The 22,327-nt window shown below is 39.7% G+C and carries 16 protein-coding genes and 2 pseudogenes; 12 read left to right on the top strand and 6 right to left on the bottom strand.

What is annotated here, in order from left to right:
* Positions 1–6 precede the first annotated feature (6 nt).
* The 11 genes from Xsze_RS09490 to Xsze_RS09440 all read left to right on the top strand — a co-directional run bounded on the left by Xsze_RS09490 (position 7) and on the right by Xsze_RS09440 (position 15,582).
* The gene (locus Xsze_RS09490; protein ID WP_038240597.1) at positions 7–429 is read left to right on the top strand and encodes a GPW/gp25 family protein; all 423 of its coding nucleotides are present in this window, start codon (positions 7–9) and stop codon (positions 427–429) included.
* Complete coding sequence (locus Xsze_RS09485; RefSeq protein WP_038240598.1) at positions 426–851, top strand: hypothetical protein; 426 nt, start codon at positions 426–428, stop codon at positions 849–851. The genes Xsze_RS09490 and Xsze_RS09485 overlap by 4 nt, the downstream gene beginning before the upstream one ends.
* An 83-nt stretch (positions 852–934) precedes the next feature.
* Positions 935–3,082, top strand: a complete 2,148-nt coding sequence (locus tag Xsze_RS09480; RefSeq protein WP_038240599.1) for a baseplate J/gp47 family protein — start codon at positions 935–937, stop codon at positions 3,080–3,082.
* Positions 3,083–3,108: 26 nt separating this feature from the next.
* The gene (locus Xsze_RS09475) at positions 3,109–6,030 is read left to right on the top strand and encodes a hypothetical protein (RefSeq protein WP_038240600.1); all 2,922 of its coding nucleotides are present in this window, start codon (positions 3,109–3,111) and stop codon (positions 6,028–6,030) included.
* Positions 6,031–6,079: 49 nt separating this feature from the next.
* Positions 6,080–7,345, top strand: a complete 1,266-nt coding sequence (locus Xsze_RS09470; RefSeq protein ID WP_051462502.1) for a tail fiber protein — start codon at positions 6,080–6,082, stop codon at positions 7,343–7,345.
* 73 nt (positions 7,346–7,418) lie between these two features.
* A complete protein-coding gene (locus Xsze_RS09465; protein ID WP_099139116.1) occupies positions 7,419–9,839 on the top strand; it encodes a contractile injection system tape measure protein in 2,421 nt (806 codons plus the stop codon).
* Between the two features lie 173 nt (positions 9,840–10,012).
* Positions 10,013–12,109, top strand: coding sequence for an ATP-binding protein (locus Xsze_RS09460; RefSeq protein ID WP_038240602.1), 2,097 nt, complete (start codon positions 10,013–10,015; stop codon positions 12,107–12,109).
* A gap of 85 nt (positions 12,110–12,194) precedes the next feature.
* A complete protein-coding gene (locus Xsze_RS09455) occupies positions 12,195–13,100 on the top strand; it encodes a Pvc16 family protein (protein WP_038240603.1) in 906 nt (301 codons plus the stop codon).
* A gap of 503 nt (positions 13,101–13,603) precedes the next feature.
* Positions 13,604–13,930, top strand: a complete 327-nt coding sequence (locus Xsze_RS09450; protein WP_038240604.1) for a helix-turn-helix domain-containing protein — start codon at positions 13,604–13,606, stop codon at positions 13,928–13,930.
* Positions 13,931–14,011: 81 nt separating this feature from the next.
* Entirely contained in the window at positions 14,012–14,773 is a 762-nt protein-coding gene (locus tag Xsze_RS09445) for a hypothetical protein (protein WP_038240605.1), read from the top strand.
* A complete protein-coding gene (locus Xsze_RS09440; RefSeq protein ID WP_038240606.1) occupies positions 14,773–15,582 on the top strand; it encodes a hypothetical protein in 810 nt (269 codons plus the stop codon). Before Xsze_RS09445 ends, Xsze_RS09440 begins: the two co-directional genes overlap by 1 nt.
* Positions 15,583–15,822: 240 nt before the next feature.
* Here Xsze_RS09440 and Xsze_RS09435 read toward each other — a convergent pair whose 3' ends face one another.
* Positions 15,823–16,155, bottom strand: a complete 333-nt coding sequence (locus Xsze_RS09435; RefSeq protein WP_051462504.1) for a hypothetical protein — start codon at positions 16,153–16,155, stop codon at positions 15,823–15,825.
* A 430-nt stretch (positions 16,156–16,585) separates the two neighbouring features.
* Complete coding sequence (locus tag Xsze_RS22150) at positions 16,586–16,753, bottom strand: hypothetical protein (RefSeq protein WP_156935902.1); 168 nt, start codon at positions 16,751–16,753, stop codon at positions 16,586–16,588.
* Between the two features lie 867 nt (positions 16,754–17,620).
* On the opposite strand from Xsze_RS22150, the gene Xsze_RS09425 reads away from it, so the two are divergent.
* Positions 17,621–18,358, top strand: coding sequence for a class I SAM-dependent DNA methyltransferase (locus Xsze_RS09425; RefSeq protein WP_038240607.1), 738 nt, complete (start codon positions 17,621–17,623; stop codon positions 18,356–18,358).
* Positions 18,359–18,536: 178 nt separating this feature from the next.
* On the opposite strand, the gene Xsze_RS09420 is transcribed toward Xsze_RS09425, so the two are convergent.
* The 4 genes and pseudogenes from Xsze_RS09420 to Xsze_RS21800 all read right to left on the bottom strand — a co-directional run.
* Positions 18,537–19,628, bottom strand: a complete 1,092-nt coding sequence (locus Xsze_RS09420) for a PfkB family carbohydrate kinase (RefSeq protein ID WP_084616336.1) — start codon at positions 19,626–19,628, stop codon at positions 18,537–18,539.
* Between the two features lie 546 nt (positions 19,629–20,174).
* A complete protein-coding gene (locus Xsze_RS09415) occupies positions 20,175–20,648 on the bottom strand; it encodes a hypothetical protein (protein ID WP_038240609.1) in 474 nt (157 codons plus the stop codon).
* A gap of 361 nt (positions 20,649–21,009) precedes the next feature.
* Positions 21,010–21,345 (bottom strand): annotated as a pseudogene (locus Xsze_RS22675) (transposase); the annotation flags it as partial.
* A pseudogene (locus tag Xsze_RS21800) lies at positions 21,343–22,236 on the bottom strand (ShlB/FhaC/HecB family hemolysin secretion/activation protein); the annotation flags it as partial. The pseudogenes Xsze_RS22675 and Xsze_RS21800, both read right to left, overlap by 3 nt.
* Between the last annotated feature and the right edge of the window lie 91 nt (positions 22,237–22,327).

The following is a 22,327-nucleotide window of genomic DNA, read 5'->3' as shown; positions in this document are numbered from 1 at the left end:
TGAACAATGGAAAACCAAATACTGACACAACTCTATGGTCGTGGCTGGGCTTTTCCCCCTGCCTTTACCCTTGAAAATGGGGTGGAAATGGCAGAAGGCGCAGAAGATGTGCGGCAGAGTTTGCACATTTTGTTCAGAACTGAGCCGGGAGAACGCCTGATGCGCGAAAATTACGGCTGCGGATTAAATGATTTTATGTTTGAAAATATCCGCAACGAATTATTTGCGGAAATGGAATCCCACATTCATGACAGTGTATTGCGTTATGAATCACGGGCGGATATTACCGATATTCAGGTTCGCCAATCGCCGAAGAATAAAAGTACCCTGCAAGTACGGGTAATGTATCGCCTGCGGGGAAGCGATATCCAGCAACAGATCCAAGGCACGCTGGCACTGAATGAAGGCCAGAGAGTGGAGGCTTTATGAGTGGGCCTATTGTAACCGACGGTGACATACTTCAGTTTGATCCCCAATTCGGGCATCGACAAGTGAGAGTGACCATTCCCGGCAAAATAAATGGTACGGGCCATGCACAAATTAACGGTAAAAAAGTTTGCATTTTAGGCGATGAGAAACGGGTTACTGTTTCTGCGACTTATACCACAATAACCCATATGACACCGGGGATTGGCACCCTGACCATCAGTCTGCTGGATATCAGCCAACAAGCTCTTCAGTGTACCAGCGGTGCTGTTTTAATTATCAAGGGAAAAAAATTTACGGCGATGTTTACGCCTAGGTTTCCGGCCATGAATAATACCGTCATTCCGCCACAGCCAGATATTCTGACACCTTCATTAGGTTCAGGTATTTTTATACCCCAACAAAATTTCGCCACCGTCAATTAAGGTATTTTCTGAAAAAAATAAATATTAAATGGTGTGAATAATTTTTTATTCACAGGGAATTGCTATGCCACACAGGAGATATCATGGAACTCAATGAGTTAAATAAAAAATTGTCAGAACTGGTGCCAATGGGCGATTTTAAGTTAGATAATCGAACCAGTTTGCAATTACTCCAATATATTGAAGCATACACCAAAATAGTGCCTTTTAATAAAGACGGTAAGTACTGGAATGATTTTTTCTTTATGGCAAATAATACGCCAGAAAGACTTGCCGAATTATATCAGGGTAAAACTGAAGCCAATGGAAAATTATTACCCCATCAAGCTTTTCTATTGGCAATATTACAATTATTGGAAACACCGGTATCTTTATTTAATGCCTTACCTGCAACTCATCGCAACCTCTATTATCGGGCGTTGCTGGGATTATCCCCCCGCCTGGCACAACCTGATCAGGTTGCCTTATCTATAGAGCTGAATACCACAGTCACAGAACAGCGGCTCACTAAAGGTACTTTATTTGACGCCGGGCAAGATGAACAAGGCAATGCCTTGCAATATGCACTGGACGCCAATTTGCTGGCGAACCGTGGCTATATCAGCAAATTGTACTGGTTGCGTAAAAAAGAAAAACATAAGTGGATAGCTTCTGCCCCCTGGGATTCACAAATGCCGTTATCATTGCCCTCTGAGGGAATACGATTATTCGGTAAAACTGATTCAGACCAACCTGTACCGGGTGGTGTGTTAATCACATCGAAACATCTGGCAATGGAAGAAGGAACAAGGGAGATAACCGTTACCTTTGAAAAAGAGGTTCACAGTCAAAATCTGACGGCACAAATCAGCGGCGGAAACCAATGGCTGACCCTGAATGCAAAAGGAAAAGGAACGGACATCATACTGACGCTGCCAGAACAAGAGCCGGCAAGCCGCGCGCCAGAGGATTTGGATAATCTTGTTTTCGATGAACCTGTACTCAGGCTACAGGGAAAAAACAGCTCACCGCTGCCCACGATAACAAACCTTAAGGTGCAGGATATCGCCGGAGCCTCATTCAAGGCATATTACCTCACTCCCTTTGGATATAGCCCTGATCTTGAGCCACTGGAAGAACATCCTACATTGTACCTTGGTTTCACGGATGTCGAGCCGGAACAAACCTTATCGTTATATTGGAAATTGAAATCACCGCAGCAACCCGAAAAAGTGTCCTGGCATTACCTGAATCAGAAAAATCAATGGATCGCATTGGATGCATGGGTCAATGATGAAACCCAACACCTGTATCAAGATGGCATCTGGCAAGTTGTCCTGCCCGCGGATGCTTCCGCTCAGGCAACCCAAATGCCAACGGGGCACTATTGGTTAAAAGCCGTCGTCACACTGCCAACCCCCAAAGGTTCATGGGGGGAAACACCCTGGTTATACGGCCTGAACTATAATGCGATGACAGCAACACTGGTGAACACCAATAGCATCAGCAACAGCCATTTCTTGACACCATTGCCCGCAGGCACTATTCAGCGCCCGGTTGCGCCGCTCATGATGGTCGCGTCAATCAGCCAGCCATGGGCATCATGGAATGGACGTGTACAGGAATCCTACAGTGACTTTTTTCAGCGGGAAGCACAGCACCTGTCCCACCGCAACCGGGCACTGACCTGGGGCAATATGGCAGCACTGTTGAAAGAGCGTTATGCCAGCATCTTTGATGTCAAATATCCCGGCAATGATGAACTCACCCGAGTCCCTGCGCTTGAAAAACAACAGCTGACGATCATTCCCGCTAACCGATACAACGACAGCGATGATCCCTTGCGTCCGGTGCTGAACCCGGCACGCCTGCGAGAAATGGCAAGGTGGTTACAGCAAAGAAGTTCTCCCTGGGCTGAGATTGAAATCAGCAACCCCAAATACGTCGATGTAAAAATCAATTACAACGTGATTTTCAGAGCAGATGTCAACGAGGATTTTGGCTATCGCCTGCTGCGACAACAACTCAGTGAGACATATATGCCCTGGAGTGTCGATGAGCAACGCCCCGTTATGTTGAATAACAGCATTAATTATTATCAGTTGCTGGCGACCATTCAGCAGCAGCCGCTGGTTGAGCGAGTCATTTCCCTGATACTGAATCGGTCAGATATAGCTCAGGACAGCGATTCCGCCATATCAGCAGAAGCCAAAGATAATGAAGTGCTGATTTTAGTCTGGGGAAACAGTTGACAAACTATAATACTGAGGAAATCGCCATGAGTAATCAAGATGTACTGTTTCGCAAAGTCAAAGACAATATTCACTTTGATACCTTGCTGAAACAGGCCCATCAGGTCGTTGAGCTACAAGCAGGAAAGCTCTGGAGTGACACGGCGGAACATGATCCCGGCATAACGCTTCTGGAAGGGTTCAGCTACGGTGTGTCAGACTTGTCTTACCGCCACACTCTTCCTTTGACAGACTTACTGACCCCTGCCCCCGATAAGCAGCAACAACAAGACGGAATTTTCCCTGTTGAATTCGGCCCTCACAATACACTGACTTGTGGGCCTGTCACCACCGCTGATTATCGAAAAGCCTTGCTGGATTTACACAGCAGTGACTGGACAAAAGGAAAATCGAAACCAGAGCAGGACAAAGGGGATTTTCTGTTCCGCAACGTGCAATTAGTCCGTGAGCCAGAAGCGCAACGTTATACCTATTGGTATGATGCCGCCAAAAGGGAATATAGCTTCGCCAGTAGCCAGGATGCGAAAAAATTTACGCTACGGGGAAATTACTGGCTTTATCTGGAGCCAACCCGTCGGACTCAGGCAAATTTAAATCATGCTACCCAACAATTAACCGATTTTTTAACCAAAAACCGCAACATTGGTGAATCGGTCAGCCAGATTATCTGGGCAAAACCGGTGGATTTTCCGCTATTGCTGGAGGTTGAATTGGATGACGATGTGCAAAATGTCGCGGGTATTTTTGCTGCCGTCTATAGTACAGCAGAACAATATCTGATGCCTGAGGCACAGCGTTATCCCACTGAGGCACTGCAAAATGCAGGCATGCGCAATGATGAAATCTTTGAAGGGCCACAATTAAAACATGGCTGGATACGTGAATTACCGGCAGCGCGTGATTATACCAATCGGCTTACACTCAACCTTAGCCGGCTGGTTAATAAGCTGCTTGAAATTAAAGGCGTTCAGAGTGTTAACCGCCTGAGCCTGGATGACAGCGCTGACAAAAACCTGATTGAACCGATCAACCAAGACAGCTGGTCATGGTCAATTAAAAAAGGTTATTACCCCCGTCTGTGGGGACAAGATCCGCTCCATCAATTGGCACAACATGATGGCCCACTGCGGGTGTTCACCAAAGGCGGGCTTCGCGTTATGGTCAATGAAAACCAGATCCGAGACAATTTACCGGACCGTCCACTGATCCAAAATCAACCTGTCATACTCGCTTACGGGAAACACCGCGATGTAGGCCGTTATTATCCCGTCAGTGATACGTTGCCCGCTTGCTACGAATTACAACAGCCTTTATCTGAAAGTGGGGATGAACAACGCCTGTCGCCACTTCATCAATTTATGCTGCCATTTGAACAAATTTTGGCTTCCGGCTGTCAACAAATTGCCATGCTTCCCAAATTACTCTCCTTTAAGCGTGAAGGCGATGAAGTTTGGGGCGATCAATGGCCATTCAAACCGGATTCTGTCAGCAATAATGCTCATAAACATTACGCTCCGGCATTAAAAGAACGCCTCAAACAAATGGCGCATGATAGTAATCATGAGTTGGATATTGTCAATTATCTGCTCGGGTACTTTGGCACCCAATTGGCCCCCCGAACCTTTACTGCTGACACCAATGAGTTTCGCGCCATACAACAAGGTTATCTGGCTCAACAACCGGTATTGACTTATCACCGTGCCAACATTCAGATTGATCAGGTTTCATCATTACAAAAGCGTATTGCGGCCCGCATGGGGTTAGGCGGCGAATTGTTCAAACCCACTCCTGACCTGAGTAAGCTGCCTTTTTATCTGATTGAGCATCGTGCATTACTGCCAATCAAACCCAACAATCAATTTGATAAAGAACAAAAACCCGATTCAGTGACAGACGAGAATCAAACCAATCAACATTATTTAGTCATTAAGCAAACGGGCATTAAGGGCCGGCTGGCGCAAGGGCAAGTGATTAACTTAGTCATCTATGAAGGTGAGCAGAACCAAAACCAATTTACAATATATAGCCAAATGATAACCAAAACCGAAGGGGATCAATTTTGGCTGGATGTGGGGAATAGTACCCAACTGGAATACAACCTGGAACGGGTCATGGTTGCAGCCAAAGAAAAAAAATTGTTTTGGCAAAACAGCAGGGTCTGGATGGAAGATATGGACTATCGCTTAGCTTACGATAGTGACCAATCGCAAAATGGAAATCCGTTGCCTGAAAACCAACGGCGTCTGTCCCGTACAGCACAAACCCCCTTTCCTTCCCTGATTGCAGTCGGTAATGAAATTACCCTGATCCAGAAATTAGGGGAAACCAGTGCTGCACCCGGTGCTAATCCCGGTACGACACCCAGCACTACACAAGGATATGCTGATAAAGCCGAAAAATTGTATGCAAAAGTCGTCAGCTTTGACCGCATTAAAGGCACCCTGATTATTGAACGTCAGGATCATTCCACATTAAACTTTCCGGCCCCGGAAGAAGCATGGGAATACAGTTGGTATTTTTCAGGGGAAGAATATGAAAAGACAGACCGTTTCTCATTTGTGATTAGCGTTGTAGTCAACATCGAGTTAATTAAAGTTTCCGGTGTTGATCTCTATAAGCTGGAAAACTGGATTAAAGAAACGATGCTGACCGAATTCCCTGCCCATATTTCCATGATTATTCACTGGATGGATCAAGAGGCATTTTTTAATTTCGGCAATACATATCAACGTTGGCAAAATAATGGGACTCCATTAGGGGATGCGGCTTATTCCATTCTGGAAAAATTAACATTAGGTAAATTACCGACGCTTTTACTCGGGATAGGCTCCATGATCATTGCCACACCTCGCCAGAGAGAGGAAGTTGTCGGTAAGAACAATGACCAATGGAATGTCGAAAAAATAAAACAGAATAGTTTGTTCCATGTCCCCAAACAACAAAAATAAAAACCCCACCAATAAAATTTTATATTAAAAATATTTAATGGAGTTAATCATGAAAGAAATCCTTTATTCGGCAAAAATACAAGAGCAACAATCATTATCCAATGAAAAAGGTGTTGGGCCTGAAACTGATAAATTAAAAAATAAGTTTAAAGAAGGGAGTATTCCGTTACAAATTGATTTCAGCCAATTAATTGATATTGCCGATGTTGGCCGAAAAGCCTGTGGCCTGGCACCACAACAAAACGGCCCCGGCACAGGATTAACGCTGGGTGATGATGGTACGCTGAATTTAAAAATGGGTACAATTGACCACAATAATTCTTCCCCATTAACCTTAGACCAAGATATTTTAGCGGTCAGTCTGGGGCGTGGCCTGACGAACAAAAGTGATGGGATATCTGTTGGTCAGGGACATGGCATTTCCGTTTATTCTCAAAGTGTTGCGGTAAAAGTGGCCGCGAATAAAGGCTTGGTTGTTGATGGTAATGGCATCGCCATAAAACCGGGCAACGGGATAAAATTCAACTCAGAGGGGGCATTGGAAGCGGAATCAGCGGATTCAAGCATCACAGTGGATAGCGCCGGCATAAAAGTTAAGGCCGGAAAGGGCATTAAGGTGGGTGATGGCTTAGAAGTCCACCTTCACACAGATGGTGCAATCGGCAATAGTTCGTCAGGCATTCGGATCAAAACGGGTAATGGCCTCAAGATAGACAATGATCAGGTCACTATCGATCCCAATACGTTATTGCCAAAAGGCATGATTGTTATGTTTTCAGGCTCAGCCATACCGCAAGGCTGGTTATTATGTGATGGTACCAAGGGAACGCCCAATCTGATTGATAAATTTATAATGGGCGGGACGATTGCAAATATCGACGGAACAAATGGAAAAACGGCTACAGGTCAAAGCAATGCCAAATCGTTTATCGTCAATAGCAAAGAAAACTCTACGAAAAAAATGGATGTCAGGGTTAATGAAACCCAATTAAACATAAAACAAATCCCCAAACATAAACACATACAAGGCGGGGGTTTCACTGAAAATACAGGTTTAAGATACAGTGCGGTATTAAATAATGATCTGAATGATGAAATTAATAACAAAGATCTTAACCATTATCGCATCATATATAATACTACAGAAGAGCCATGGATAAGATCGGTTAACTATAATCATTGGTGGCCTTATACAAGTTCAGTAGGAAGTTCAGAAGGCCATGACCATACTGCATCGACAACTCTTCCTGCCCATACACATCAAGTCGATATAATACCGCCCTATTACATATTGGCATTTATTATGAAGAGTTAATTCTTTAACAATGGGCGTTGCTCTTTTCGCCCATTGAATATATTCATAGAGAAAATGTAAAGGGAAAACTGTTTTGGAAAAACATCACAAAAAAAATGCCGGTCGTGTCATTGAAAAATTATCGATTTCACTCGAAACAGAGAAACACGACAGTCAAAAAATAACTGAAAAATGCTCTGCTTTATTTAAATCCAAACTGCGTTATCTAATTAATGATGAAGTGGGAAAATGGCCAGATCAGGATAATGCCCCTTCATTACGAAAAATAGTTTTTAATCTTGGTGAGATAGATCTCAACAATTTTGAACAACAATTTATCTGGCGACTGGAAAGAGAATTAAAAAACAAAGCCAACGAATTAAAAGAAAATATCAAACAACACATTGATGATGAATTAACTACTGCAAGGAGAGTTTGGGCTGTACCTGACGGGCTTCGGGGCACATCGGAGCCGCAGAGGAGTAACAAATTTGCCAGGAGTCAGTTTGAACAATCAAGGGTTGGTTTTCCGGGAAAGTCAAAAATCTCTAATAGCGCCTTGAAAATCGAGAATAAGGAGATAGAAAGCGATGTGGGCAGGGCGAATGGGTACAACCAACAAAGGTACACTTTGCAAGATAACGGAGATATCAGTGATATTTCCTCAGTATCCAAACATAACTTAAAGAGCTGCAACACGTTATATTCAGAAAGTTTGATATTAGATAGCATCGATAACTATTTAAACCTCAGCGATCGGGAATTACCTATTTTATGGCAGCAGATAAAAAGTACTGAATTCAGTGATTGGTTAACCGAAAAAATAAACCTCCGGCCACAACAATGGCTTACCATGTTAGCTAAATACTGTTTACACCCTGAAAAAACAAATCGACTAATTAAAATCTGCCAACCCGATGTGCTGAGTATGCTTTTTAATTTATTTTCTGGACCAACAAAAAAAACCGGGATTGTAAATTCTCAAATAATCGCAAGTGAAAAAATGACACCGGAAAAATTGAGTTTATCAGCAAAGCATTATCTGGAACACAAGATACAACAAGAGAATAATACAGACTCAAAAGTCATTTCAAAAATTAAAAACAAACTAATATCGGAACATCGTATTACAGAAAATCACATTAGCCCATTAATCCATGATAATAATGAAACCCATATACTAATAGAACCATCATTAAGAATTCAGAATAACCTGATATCGAAAAGAGACATTGCTGAAAATTACGTTAATTCATTAAAACCGGACCATGATGACTTCCGGGCACAAACAACAGCCACTCTGGGAACTCTAGACAAAGGGCGACCAACGAGCCGCATTGCAGAAAATCACATCCGTTCATTAAAACCGGACCATGATGACTTCCGGGCGCAAACAACAGCCACTCTGGGAACTCAAGACAAGGGGCGACCAACGAGCCGCATTGCAGAAAATCACATCCGTTCATTAAAACCGGACCATGATGACTTCCGGGCGCAAACAACAGCCACTCTGGGAACTCAAGACAAGGGGCGACCAACGAGCCGCATTGCAGAAAATCACATCCGTTCATTAAAACCGGACCATGATGACTTCCGGGCGCAAACAACAGCCACTCTGGGAACTCTAGACAAAGGGCGACCAACGAGCCGCATTGCAGAAAATAGTGCCCATTCATTACAACTGAATAATAATAAATGCCATACGTTAATAGAAAGTCCACTACAAACTAAAATTAAGAAAACATCCGCAGTAAATATCCACCAGAATAAATGCGATCAATTAAAACAAATTGATAACAATACCCATATTCAAAAAGATGCAAGAGCGCTATTTACACGCCATCTCATACAGCCCAATCACCAATCAGAAACGCTACAGCCGCGTGACGGTTTGATAAAGGAGGTTGTAAAACAAGCGCCATCAATTCGACAAAATAAAGCGTTGCCAAGACCCGCGTTATCAACGCAAATATTATCCATACCGCCTAATAATGGAATTCAGACTTCATCTGCACAATCTGTTTTATCCATCAGCAATGCCGGCTGTATACTTTTATGGCCGTTATTGCCGGCATTTTTCCGATCTTTTGATTTATTGGAGAAAAACACCTTCGTCAGCCTTGAAGCACAAAGGATCGCTGTCTGTTTACTTGATTGGCTGATTTGGGCCGAAGAGGAAATACCGGTATGGCGCTTGACGCTCAATAAAGTACTTTGCGGATTATCCATCCATGATAACGCGCTATGGCTTGCACCAAAGCCAGAACAACAAATTGCCATCAACCAATGGCTGGAAAAAACACTTGTACAACTTCCAGCCTGGAAAAAAATGGGCGTCAATGATGTGAGGCACTTATTTTTGCAACGTTCTGGGGAATTAAGTGAATTAAACGGTTTAATCAATATTCATATTAAACCTGAAGTTTATGATGCACTGATAAACGAATGGCCGTGGCCAATAAATATAGCGCGTTTTGGCTGGCTGGAACAAACCATTACCACAACATGGTTATAGCTATCCATAATTATCTGTAACGATCAAACACCATTGCCTTTTACCTTTCAAATTGCATCGTTATTGGCTGCACCCACCTCAATCACATAGTTCTCTATGTTCTGGGGCTTTTTCTTTTGCCACCGCGATACAGCTTGAAATTTATTAAGTATAAATAGCCTGAGTAAGAATTTATGAATACTGCACCTATTTTCCCTCATTTATTTCAGCAAAATAATGACTCTGATTTAGCATTTTTATTGAGCCAACTGGAACGTATCGATCTCACTCTTCAATATCATTTCCATTGCCTGACAGGTCAGCAAGATGAGCGCCTTGATGAATTCCTGTTAAGTGAAGACGATATTATCGCCAGACTGGATAACCCAATGGGTAAACCTCACTGGCTCAATGATGATTATCTGGCTATACCGCAAACTGTCACACCAGTTGCATCCCGGCTCACTGACCTGATTGAGCGTTTTGAGCTGACTGATTTTGAAAGGGACGTTTTGCTGTTAGGCTTACTTCCCCATTTTGATAGCCGCTATTCTCAACTGTTTGCCCTAATCCAAGGAGAACAACAAGCTCGATTGCCTTCTTTTGCGCTGGCGTTGGCGCTATTTTGTCGCTCAATGTCGGAGAAACAGGCACAACAAGCCAGTTTCCTCCATCGTTCCCCCTTGATTGGCTGCCAGCTATTATCCATTGATAACCGCCAGAAAAGATTATCCTGGCTCCATACCCCTTTTATCACTGACAACAGCGTGTATCATTTTTTACTTGGTCACCATCACCTTACGCCTGACTTAGAATATTATTCTGAGTGGTTAACGCCAGAAGAGAATGGTTATTTTCCAATCCAATTAAGGCAGTTACTCAATAACGCATTATTATCTGGGCACAATGATATTCGTTCCATTGTCTTATTAAAGGGCAATACCGGCAGCGCCAGAGCTTATTCAGTTGCCAATATCATGGCGTCAGAAGAGCGCCAAACGTTAATGGTAGATATAGCCAAATTAGCTGACAATGATGATGACGCCCTGCTTTCCCGGATAAAGCACATTTTGCGGGAAATTCGCATGCGCGGCGCCTGCTTATTATTGAGAAACTTTTGCCTATTCGCAGAACAAAATAAACAACTGCTGGAACCTTTATCCACTTTATTGCAGCAACCTGAATTAAGGGTGGTGTGTTTAATTGAACCCTCTTCTCCAATGGTCTGGCCAAGAAAATTATCAGCATTACTGATTGAAATGCCTGCTCTGACGCCAAAAGAAAAAACGAATCTATTGACGACACAATTGCCCGGCCACTGTGCAAATAATATTGATGCCATATCCTTAAGCCAGCGTTACACCTTTAACCCCGAAACCCTGCCATTGATTTTGCAGGAAGCCCAACTTTACCAACAGCAGCGAAACCCTTTGGATACCTTGCAGCAATGCGATATACACAAGGCACTCAATTTACGTGCCCAGCAAAACTTCGGGCAATTAGCCCAGCGAATTACGCCTCAACGTTCAATGGAAGATTTATTGGTATCCGATGATATTGCGCAACAAATACAAGAAATACTCACGGCAATTAAGTATCGGGAGCACGTTCTGGCGGAAGGTTTTAAAGATAAAATTGGTTATGGTACTGGTATCAGTGCCCTGTTTTATGGTGATTCCGGAACAGGGAAAACCATGGCGGCAGAAGTCATTGCCAACTGTATTGGCGTTGACTTAATCAAAGTGGATTTATCCACCGTTGTGAATAAATACGTCGGTGAAACCGAGAAAAATTTATCCCGTATCTTCGACTTGGCCGAACAGGATGCCGGTGTTTTATTCTTTGATGAAGCCGATGCCCTATTTGGTAAACGCAGTGAAACCAAAGATGCGCAAGACCGGCACGCGAATATTGAAGTCTCTTATTTATTGCAACGGCTGGAAAACTATCCCGGATTAGTGATTTTATCCACGAATCATCGTAGCCATTTGGACAACGCCTTTAATCGCCGTTTTACCTTTATTACCCGCTTTACTTACCCGGATGAAGTTCTCCGCAAAAAAATGTGGCAGTCAATCTGGCCTGAAAATATAAACGTTTCCCAAGATGTGGATTTCGATAAATTGGCCCAACGAGCAGGAATAACAGGAGCGAATATTAGAAATATTGCACTATTGTCTTCGCTTTTTGCCGCAGAGAATAACCAAAAAGAAGTTAATAATAATCATATTGAAACAGCATTATCACGAGAATTAGATAAAGTGGGCAGATTAACTTTTAGCAATTCATAAAAAACCATAGCAACAAACATTACTAAAAATTAAATGTATTCATCACTTAATCTTTACCACACACACCAATCAAGAGGATCTTTTTATGTTGAAAATGCAAACCGTTATTGATGCCAATAAAGCAATGAAGGCAATTCTGGAAAAATATCTGGATAAAAAAATAGCAATCCGTTTTGATCTGCCTGAGTTAGATACAGTGCAATCTGATGCCATGGTGAGCGTCTTTCTTTATGATATCCATGAAGATCTACAGCTTCGCTCAACAGAATCCAGAGTATTTAATGCCGCTTCAGGGAGACTGTTGCCAGGTTGGGTCAATATTCAATGTAACTATCTGATTACCTATTGGGAATCAAGCAAGCCTGCAACCGATCCCAACAGTCCGGATAGCCAACCGGATAATCAGGCAATACAAGTTATGTCGCAAGTTTTGAAGGCGCTGATTAATAACCGCCAACTGGCAGGCATTCCTGGTGCCTATACTCAGGTTGTACCTCCAAAAGAAAGTTTAAACAGTTTAGGGAGTTTTTGGCAATCACTGGGGAATCGCCCACGACTTTCTTTAAATTACTCAGTAACAATACCGATTAGCCTCACTGATGAACAAAATAAGACATCCCCGATAAACACCATTTCTTCTACCGTGGAACAGACCACATCACTCAATCAGGAAATGATTAGTCATGCCTTGAGGGAATTATTGATTACAGAACTAAAAATACAACCTGTTGCTGAATTAGAAAGTGAAGAAAATATCAGGCTGGCCCTGAGCAAAGTTGGATTATTGACAATGAAAGAGACTAAACCCACTGATAATTCAACAGAAGTTTTGATCTCCCTATCTGTATCAGGCATTACCCATCAAAAATATCTACAGGATATCAATAAAATCTTTGAACACTGGTTAAACGCTAACAAGATTGTTACTACAATCGATAATGATGTCATCCGAATTAACCACATAGAAAAAAATGATCTTATTGGTATTTAATTCACTGTTATTTTCATAAGTCATGGAATAGTAAACATTGCCCAGAAAAATTAAGCCCTAATAATATTTAAATAAAACTTATAGTTAATAAGATTGACCAATTATACATCAAGAGCACTTCGCTGATATTAAATAAGAATTTTTATTTAATATTCACATTGATATATACAATACACCGTATTATTAATTATTGACAAATATTATCGCATATATATGATTGTTGCGTAATGAATGATTTTTATTTCGATAAGCTATTGCATAAATTTATTTAATCAAACTTAACTACCACCTACTGAAGTAGGTGGGTTAGCGCACTTCGGTGCCGACGACTGAAAGTCGTCGAACCACGCACCTCGTAAACGCGCATAGGTCAAAAAATTAAAGTCAAAGTCACCGTCTAAAGACGGTGGTTTTTACCAATGATATTGAAATAAAAATAACAATTTGTTGATAATTTTATAACACCAGGAATAAACCCTATTTGCATTTAAAAAGGAGTTCAGGTGTTTATTTCAAAAGACTTAGCAAATTTTATTGTTGTAGCCAAAAATAAATCAATAAACAAGGCAACAAAGGAGCTTTTTATCACGGAGTCACCCATTAGCCGAAGTTTAAAAAAGCTAGAGTTTTCATTAGGTGTAAAACTCTTTGTCAGGAAAAGCCAGGGATTAACTCTAACGGAAGAAGGGGAATGTTTGTACAATAAAGTGATATCACTCTACGAACAACTTAAAGATATCGAGGAGGATTATAAAAACGAAAAACGTTCTGATTCTAATTTTTATAAAAAGCAAAACAATGAATTAATAGATTTTGAATTTCTTAGATAGATAAGAACTTATTAAATCATCTCTGAATTGTATTCAATATATTTTATCAAAAAGCAATTCATATCAATAAGGGGGCATTGCATGTCTATCGTCGAACAATTAATCAAAAAACAAAAAGGATCTTCTTCAAGGCAACATTCATCTAAAAAAAACAATACTAATAATTCTATATTAGAGGAAGAATCAGATCACAAAAAATATAATCTGACAAAAGGAAATGTATTAAATCGATATTCATACAGATATGAGAATATACCAACAAAAAGAAATAAGATACCAGAACGCAAAAGAGTACCAGCAGCTTCAGCTCTGCAAAGCAGAAATCCACAATGGCATGAAGTGACACACGCAGGAAAAAATATTTATGGTTCAGACCAAGAAATTAACGTAAATCATATAATAGACCCTCTCAGAAGTATAGCGCGTCGGCCTAGCCATTCTTTACCTAACCCTCGAGATATCACCATTATATCCGGTACTCATAGCACAGATACGGGACAAAATTGGAATCGTTCTGGCAAATGGTTTAGTAGGTGGTTTGGCAAACGGTTCAAATACCTTCTTGAACCTGATTTTTTCACAGAAGATCAAAGAGATTATCAGACGTTAGGAAACAGAAATATCACAGTGCTAGACTCAGGAAATATGACCCGTTCAGATTATGAAAGAGAATTTGATGATGGTAACCATGTCATATTAGGATTTTGTTTTAGTCGGAATGATAGAAGCCTACTTACACATACAGGCAGTGCTCCTGTCACCAGCTATCTTGAACCAGCTTCCTATAATAGTGCCATTAATGATAAGAGATTAAAAAATAACAAATTAAGGTGGAATGGATAATGTATGCAATAGAAAGTAAAAAAGAATCAAAGAAGAAAGAGCTTTCTGAAAGCGATTTTCAATTTGAGGAAAATATGTCATTTAGCAAAAATATAAAATTACCTGAAAATAAAACAAAAAACTCATTAAATTCAAAAAATAAAGAATTTAATAATAATGTAAGCGAATTAACCTTAAAGCAACTAAACGACTTTTCTCAGGAAAAACTCAAAGAAATGGGAGCGGAACTTCTTAAAATCAATCCAAATCATTTAACTGTAGAAAAACTAGATAAAGGAACAAAAATATATAAATTAAGCAAATATAAAAACTTTGATTTAGAAAAAATAAAAGCAGCAGAAAATGCTCAGGATGAATGGGCTGGTCAATATTTTGCGTTAGATTCAAAATTAGCCGAAGGCTATTCGGCCGATTATATTGATGAAGATACAGGAAATGGAAAGGTTTACCTTCATACTTTTGAAGTTTTAAACGATATACCCATTATTAAAAATACAAACAAAGCTCATGGGCATGGAGGTCTGAGTGGAGAAAATAAAGCATCTGCAATAAAAGATTTCTTGATTGAGAATCATGGTGTCATTAATGATAATATTATTGATGAAAATATAAATCATGAAAAACCATTAATGCCAACATTAACAGAGAATGGGTTCGCCTTCAATGGCCCTCATGATATTGAAGAAAATCAAGGTAGAGAAATTATTCTGGGAGCTGAATTATTAGAAGGAAATTTAAAACCGATAAAGTTAGAAGTTCTTGAATATAAGGGATACAAACACAATAAAACCTATGAAGAAAAAATTTAAAACAGAACCATAACCTAAATATAACATCCAGTTAATTACATTGGTTATATCACCATAAAGATACTGATGAAGTTAAACAAAATTTAAGGTTTTGGCAGGATGGAAATTTTGTATCTCATCATAAAATCTTTGGTAAAGCTGGTTGTAGAAATTATAATCCAAAAAATAGGTATCCAAAAATTACTGAGTAATAAATAAATTAACCTTACTGATATTTCAGCTGGCTAAGTCAAAAATCACTTAGCCAGAATTTTCACTATTAAAAACCCTTAAAAACCGCCCATCAAAATAAATATTTTCCAATTCATATTCTCCCCCTAAAACAAAGGGAATTTTAGGGACTAAACGAAAACCAGATTGACTAGGGCCATAAATATTTTGCCAATTATGAGCCAAAGCATATCCAGTTAAGAATTCATAATTTTCCAAGATAATCCCACTCCATTCATTTATACTCTCGGCTAATTTATCAAATAATCCTGTTTCAGGATCGAATGTATGAACACACCCTTCTTTTAAACAAAACTGATTTCCAAAGATATCTTCTGCAAAGAAAAAAGCCCCTTTAGCCATACCTCCGTACGAATTAATACATAACCCGTTGTTATTCCAATCAATTAAACCGATTTCTTCACCTATCGTTTCATATGGAAAAATGTGTAATGCAGATTCAAAGCCATAAAACCCATTTTTTTAGTCAATAAATAGCTCAATTCATTTACCAATGATTTTCCATAATCAGAAGTAATATATTTTTCTGATTTAGCCGAGGAAATATCATGGCTACCAATTGAAAGTAATTTGTCAGTTAAAGGCCACATTTTCTATTTTTCCGTTTCTATTTTGCCTAATTTTTCTGGCTTTTCTGTATTTATAATTACAATCTCACCATTAAATAATGATATGGCCCAGCGCAAACATCAACCCACCTTGTACACACCCAGTGGATTTAGTCCCCCTGTTATCAACTCTGACTCCATATACTAAAACGGGGCTATTGGCGCTAAATAACAATATCAATAAAATCCAATAATTTACCTTCATAGGCAGGTATGTCAGTACAGAGTGTTATATATTTATCTGCCTCATCTGCACAACGTATTTGACGGACAGTTTCCGGTATAATTGCCAGTTTCAATTCTCCCTGGCTTAGATCCTGTTCCAGTGCCATTACCCAAGTTGTGACCTAACCATGGGAAATCAGCCTATTTTGCCTACTACTCATCAATAAACGAATACCCTGAACTCCACATTGCCCATCAGCTAAATCAACCAAACGTTGTAAAGGCACCAATGAGGCATAACCCCTGCCCTGTTAGTATTACCTGCCAGATCACAAAACAAGGAGCTTACGAGAGAATACCAACCGTGAAACTGATGCCACATCATCTGACAAACGCACTCTTGGTGCCTTAACTTACAAGCGTTGTTCCTGCCCTTGCTGTTGTTGTTTTTGATGAATGAAAGGTTGATCGGGTGATTATTTGCCTGTCGGGGTTGGAAAGTAATACAGCCTTGCAAGCATCTTGTTGCAAGCCACCATTACCATAGTTGAACCTGTAAAATACTTAAATATTCTATCCTTTGAATTACCTTAGGAAAATTTAAGACAGGGTCTTATTGGCTGGGTTATTTTATTTTCAAGCTAAATGCGCAACAATTAGTTGATTAAGTATAAATTTGAACGAATCAACTATAATCATGCAATAAAACAAGAGGCAATTGGTATGCTCAAAACATATTCAGCCTAGCCATAAGAATATTCATCTGAATTTCAGCTTGATATAAAATCAAAGCATTGAAAACAGAATGAGTTGCCAGCAATCTGAAAGGCTATTAGTATCATCCCTATAATTCTGAATCACCTTTTCCTCGTTGCGTACTATTTCATCTTTTGTTTAATTCAATTGCAGTTTTACGCGGAAAGTTACTCTCATTACAAAAATAATTATATCTAATTATTTCATGATATTTTATCTTTTTGCGATCTCATTCTTATTATTTTTTTTAATAAATATATTTATATTCAGGAGTTATGATGGAAGAGCAAGCAAGCTATGATTCTATTGGCGAGCATTATGAAAAATTTTCCAATACTGTTGCTCAACGGCAATCTGAGCTTCAAGATATACTCAACATGGTCGGCGACATACCGGGAAAATCAGTCTTAGATTTAGCTTGTGGGTATGGTTACTTTGGGCGGGAATTACACCAACGCGGTGCTTCAAAAGTAGTTGGCATTGATATATCTGAAAAAATGATTGAACTTGCCAAAGCCAAATCCAAATTGCACGGTGATAATATTGAGTTCTACGTACAAGATGTATCAAAAATGGAATTAGGTGAAAAATTTGATATCATCATCGCAGCTTTCTTATTTCACTATGCACAATCCACTGAAGAGCTTGAGTCTATGTTCCAGGCTGTTGCTCATCATTTAAAACCCTCAGGAAAATTAATCGCTTACATGGCATCCCCTGATTATGAATTAAAAAATGGGAATTGCGATAATTATGGTTTCAGAATTTTGAGCGAAGAGCCCTGGCAGGGTCGTGTTCGCTATCACTCAGAATTTTTGACCACACCACCAAGCCCGTTTACATTTTATCGCTGGAGCCGTGAAGATTATGAAAATGCGATTAAAAAAACCGGACTTAATCGTTTTTATTGGCAAAAACCCACAGTCCTGGAAAAAGATTTAAAACGTTATCCAGACGGTTTTTGGGATATTTACTTACAAAATTCCGTTCATACTGGGCTTGTTTGTCAATTTTAAGTCCATTATTTTTGTACTTATGGCTTAAGGTTCAGCCATAAAATATAAATAATTCTTGCAATTCAGTGAGTAAACATAAAAAAATGCCGGGTTCTTAACCCGGCTTTAGCCACAATACTCTACCTGTTTTTATTATATTTTTAGAAAAGAAATACTATTTTATAAATTGCTATTCATGTTATGAATCCAACGCCAGCAATTCTCCAACGGCAAAAGGAGATAGTGTTAATGAATAAGTCAATTCAGTAGATAATATAAAAGCAGCGCAGCGCTGTGCGAAATATACACTTTCCTGAAAGTCCATACCTGCCAACGCACAATGCACTAGCCCTGCCATCATTGCATCCCCTGCTCCCAGGGTATTAACAATATTGACAGGGAGAGCTGGAGAATATCCTGAAATATAATCCAGCTCACTATAATACACTCCCTCAGATTCCATATCTAAAATGACTCTTTGCACACCTTGATCGTGGAACCATAATGTTGCTGATTGTGCCTCTTTGATTGAGTTAATTTTAATGCCACTGATTCTCTCTGCTTCCGATATATTAGGCCTGATAGTATGAATATGTGATAACCAATTACATACTATTCCGGCCTTATGTGCAGAAACCGGATTAACAAATATAGGCACACTCCCTGAATACTTAAATAACCACTCCAAAGCATCTTCTGTCAAATTGCAGTCGATAATAAGGATCCCTGCTTGTTCAATCAGCGACTTAGATTTATTCAACAACTCCGGAGTAAGTTTTTTCAGGATATCCATATCACTCACGGCTGTTTGTAATTGACTTTTACTATTAACTATCGAATTATAACTTGATGTTCTTTCGTCATCTAATTTATGCGTATGACTAACATCAACACCAGCTAATCTCGTTTCGTTAAAAAGTCGCTTACCATATGCATCATCACCAAAAACAGAAATTAAATAGCAGTCATTTTTTAACGCAGCAATGTTATGAGCAATATTTCGAGCAACACCCCCTAACGTGTATTTTGTTTTCCCTGGGTTGGAATCCCTCTTTAACAATTCAGCCGAAGCATAACTAGTAATATCCATATTTGAAGCGCCCACTGTTACAGCATAGTTTCCACTTGAAAAAATGTAACCCTTACCTTTTATGTGCCCTTTCTTTTGTAAATTCAGGATATGGCCTGCTACGCTTGAACGACTGATTCCAATAATTTCGGCTATTTCTTTTTGGGCGAGAAAAGGATTTTTTCTGAGCATTTGTAATATTCTAAATTCCAGATTATCCATTTTTCTCATGCGATTCCCTTTATTATTGTTGTACATGGTTGTTTGTATTCCATTGATTAACAGCAGTAAAGTTTATTTTTGTACATTGTGCTTGTAGTGAGAAAGAGATCGTAAACTTAATGATATATTATTCACAATGAAAAGTGTGACTTTAATCTTAGATTTTACTCTGAAAAATAATAAATAATTAGAACTTTAGAGCGAACATCCAGACATCCATATTTTATCCTGTCAATTTACAATGAAAAACAACATGTTATACCAACTCTATGTTATTTTAAACATTTGTCTATTCTTCAGCTATAATTTAAACTTTTAAATAAAATTAACGTATTAAGTTGCACTAAAATGTGACATAAAACACATTTTCAAGAACAATGGATGTAGTTATAACAGTTATTATTGAGTAATACTTTTTATATGTTGATATATCTATATTATTAGATTAACAATGCCATCTATACTTCCCTACCCATCACCTTTAGATTTGTATATTTATTAAACTAACCATAAAATAACTCAAGGATATTATTTTGGGAGTACCCATTAAATACAAATGATATCGTAAAGCGTATCAGGGGGAGCTTGATATTTATCAAAATCTGCATGTATAACCGCATGCAATTCATCAATATGAATTTTTTTAATGGCTTCAATTTTCTCACACTCTGTTATTGAAACCACCATTCTTGTGGCATGAGTTACCTTGATGATATCAAGCAAGATATCGATAAGTATATCTACCCTTTCTTTAGGATTGACCGGAAAACCTATATCTACAGTTTCTGGATCGTATTGGTAATCATCGGTTAAATAAGTGGAATTATGGTAGCCAGGAACATCACCTATTAAAAATATAAAAAAATCATCATCTGGAAGTAAATCAGCCGGATAATTATACACCTGATTTCTAGATATAGCCTGTATCCCTAACTGGCTTTTTCCTATAAATTCCAGTAAAGCAGTCTTGGATGACAAATTTAATGCTGGCTCTAAATAACCACAAACCTCATTTGACATATTTATATCCCTTGTTATTTTCCATAGTAAAAATAACCCACTAAACAATTTCTTTTATTGAATTTATATCCGTGAAAAATAAATAGGAGAAATATATTTATCCATTAATAATTTCCTACCGCTCCCATTTCATTTCTTTTTTAAACTCAATATAAATTATAGCTGTTCTTTTCCAATAGAATACATTCGATAGAAATAAATGGTTTTAATCTGATTTCAATTTTTACTATCGAATCAGAAAAAATACCTTCCGAATATAAATATTCCCTTTGTATTTCATTCATGAACCTAAAACTTTTCACACTTTCAACCAAATAATGAGATATTTCATTACCATTCAATTCTAGTTTCGCCTGATCTGTGTCCTTTCGACAACCCAACGGCTTGTTTTAAAATAAACGTCGTTTAGCTTCGCATTATGTTCATCTTTTCTCGATTGAATACAGGGAATATAGCGCTGTTTCTTAAGTTATTTTTCTAACCATTCTGCTTCATAGGCTTTATCCAGATGAAGCAATAATGCTTGCCCCGGCCGGCCTGTTTCAAGATGCGCCAGAGTCTCTATGACTAACTTGATGTCATGGGTATTAGCGGGGGCAACGACTACGGCTAAAGGCAAACCGTTTCCGACAGTCAGAAGACTTCTTTTGACACCTTGCTTTCCCCTGCCTGTTGGGTTGTGACCTGTTTTTTTGTTCCGGCAAGCGCTGAAGTTCACATTGCTGTGGTTGGTCTTAAAACCTTGCGGTTTGGAGAACGAAGTGCCCACGCTGAAGTCATAGCTGATATTGGCGATATTCAAGTTGCCCCGTATTCCTGCAACGCCACCGGCTAAATGGTTGCCCACCATCCACTCAGTCCCCTGCCACCCACTTCACCGTAGTCCATCCCCAAATACAGCTCCTGATCCGGCAGCGGAGTTCTCCATGCCAGTGTGTTTTGCACAAACCAGCCCCGACTGGCGCTCAGGGTTCGTTCACCGTCGAAACCGCGCACTGTCCAGCGATTGCCGATGCTGAACTGTTCTTGTGATGTCAGCGGGGTGTTACTCATCTGGCGGAGGTATGTCATCTGATAACTGAAGCGTTGAGCCCCGATATTGAATGGCATTTCAAGGGACGCTGACCATTGCAGGATTTTGAATAATGCAGTCGCATATTCTTCCCCCGTATTCGGTTCTGCGTAAGCAGGAAGTGCGCCAAACCAGCGGGTTGCCGCGCTGGTAACTCACGCCTGCATCCAGAATCGCTGTACCAAGGTAATGACGGTGGTAGCCCCATTTCCAGGCACTGGTGTGGCGTTTTTGAGATTCGATTTCAGTTTCGTTGATAATATTTTTACTTTGGCGAAGGCTGACTTCATATGTAGCCGTCGTTTTTGATGCAGCATTGCGATGCAATATCCGGCTGAGTTTGGCATTGGCGCTGTCACTTTCACCACTGTACAGGATGTCATTCCCGCCATATCCCGCAATGGTCTGGGCATAGGTATAATGGCTGCCTGTCACGCCAAATTGCCAATAACCGAACGGGACGGAATAGTGGGCGCTATAGCTTTTGGTACTCTTTTTACCGGCAAAGCTGAGATCACCGCGGCCCAAGCCGAAAATGAACTTTTCGCCACCATCATTTCAATGGTTGAAAGGCGTGGTTAAATAAGCCGTTAAGCTCGCCTTCATT

Source organism: Xenorhabdus szentirmaii DSM 16338, from assembly GCF_002632585.1.
Taxonomy (GTDB): domain Bacteria; phylum Pseudomonadota; class Gammaproteobacteria; order Enterobacterales; family Enterobacteriaceae; genus Xenorhabdus; species Xenorhabdus szentirmaii.
The sequence above is the reverse complement of the archived record's forward strand: the minus strand, read 5'-3'. Positions and strand labels throughout refer to the sequence as shown.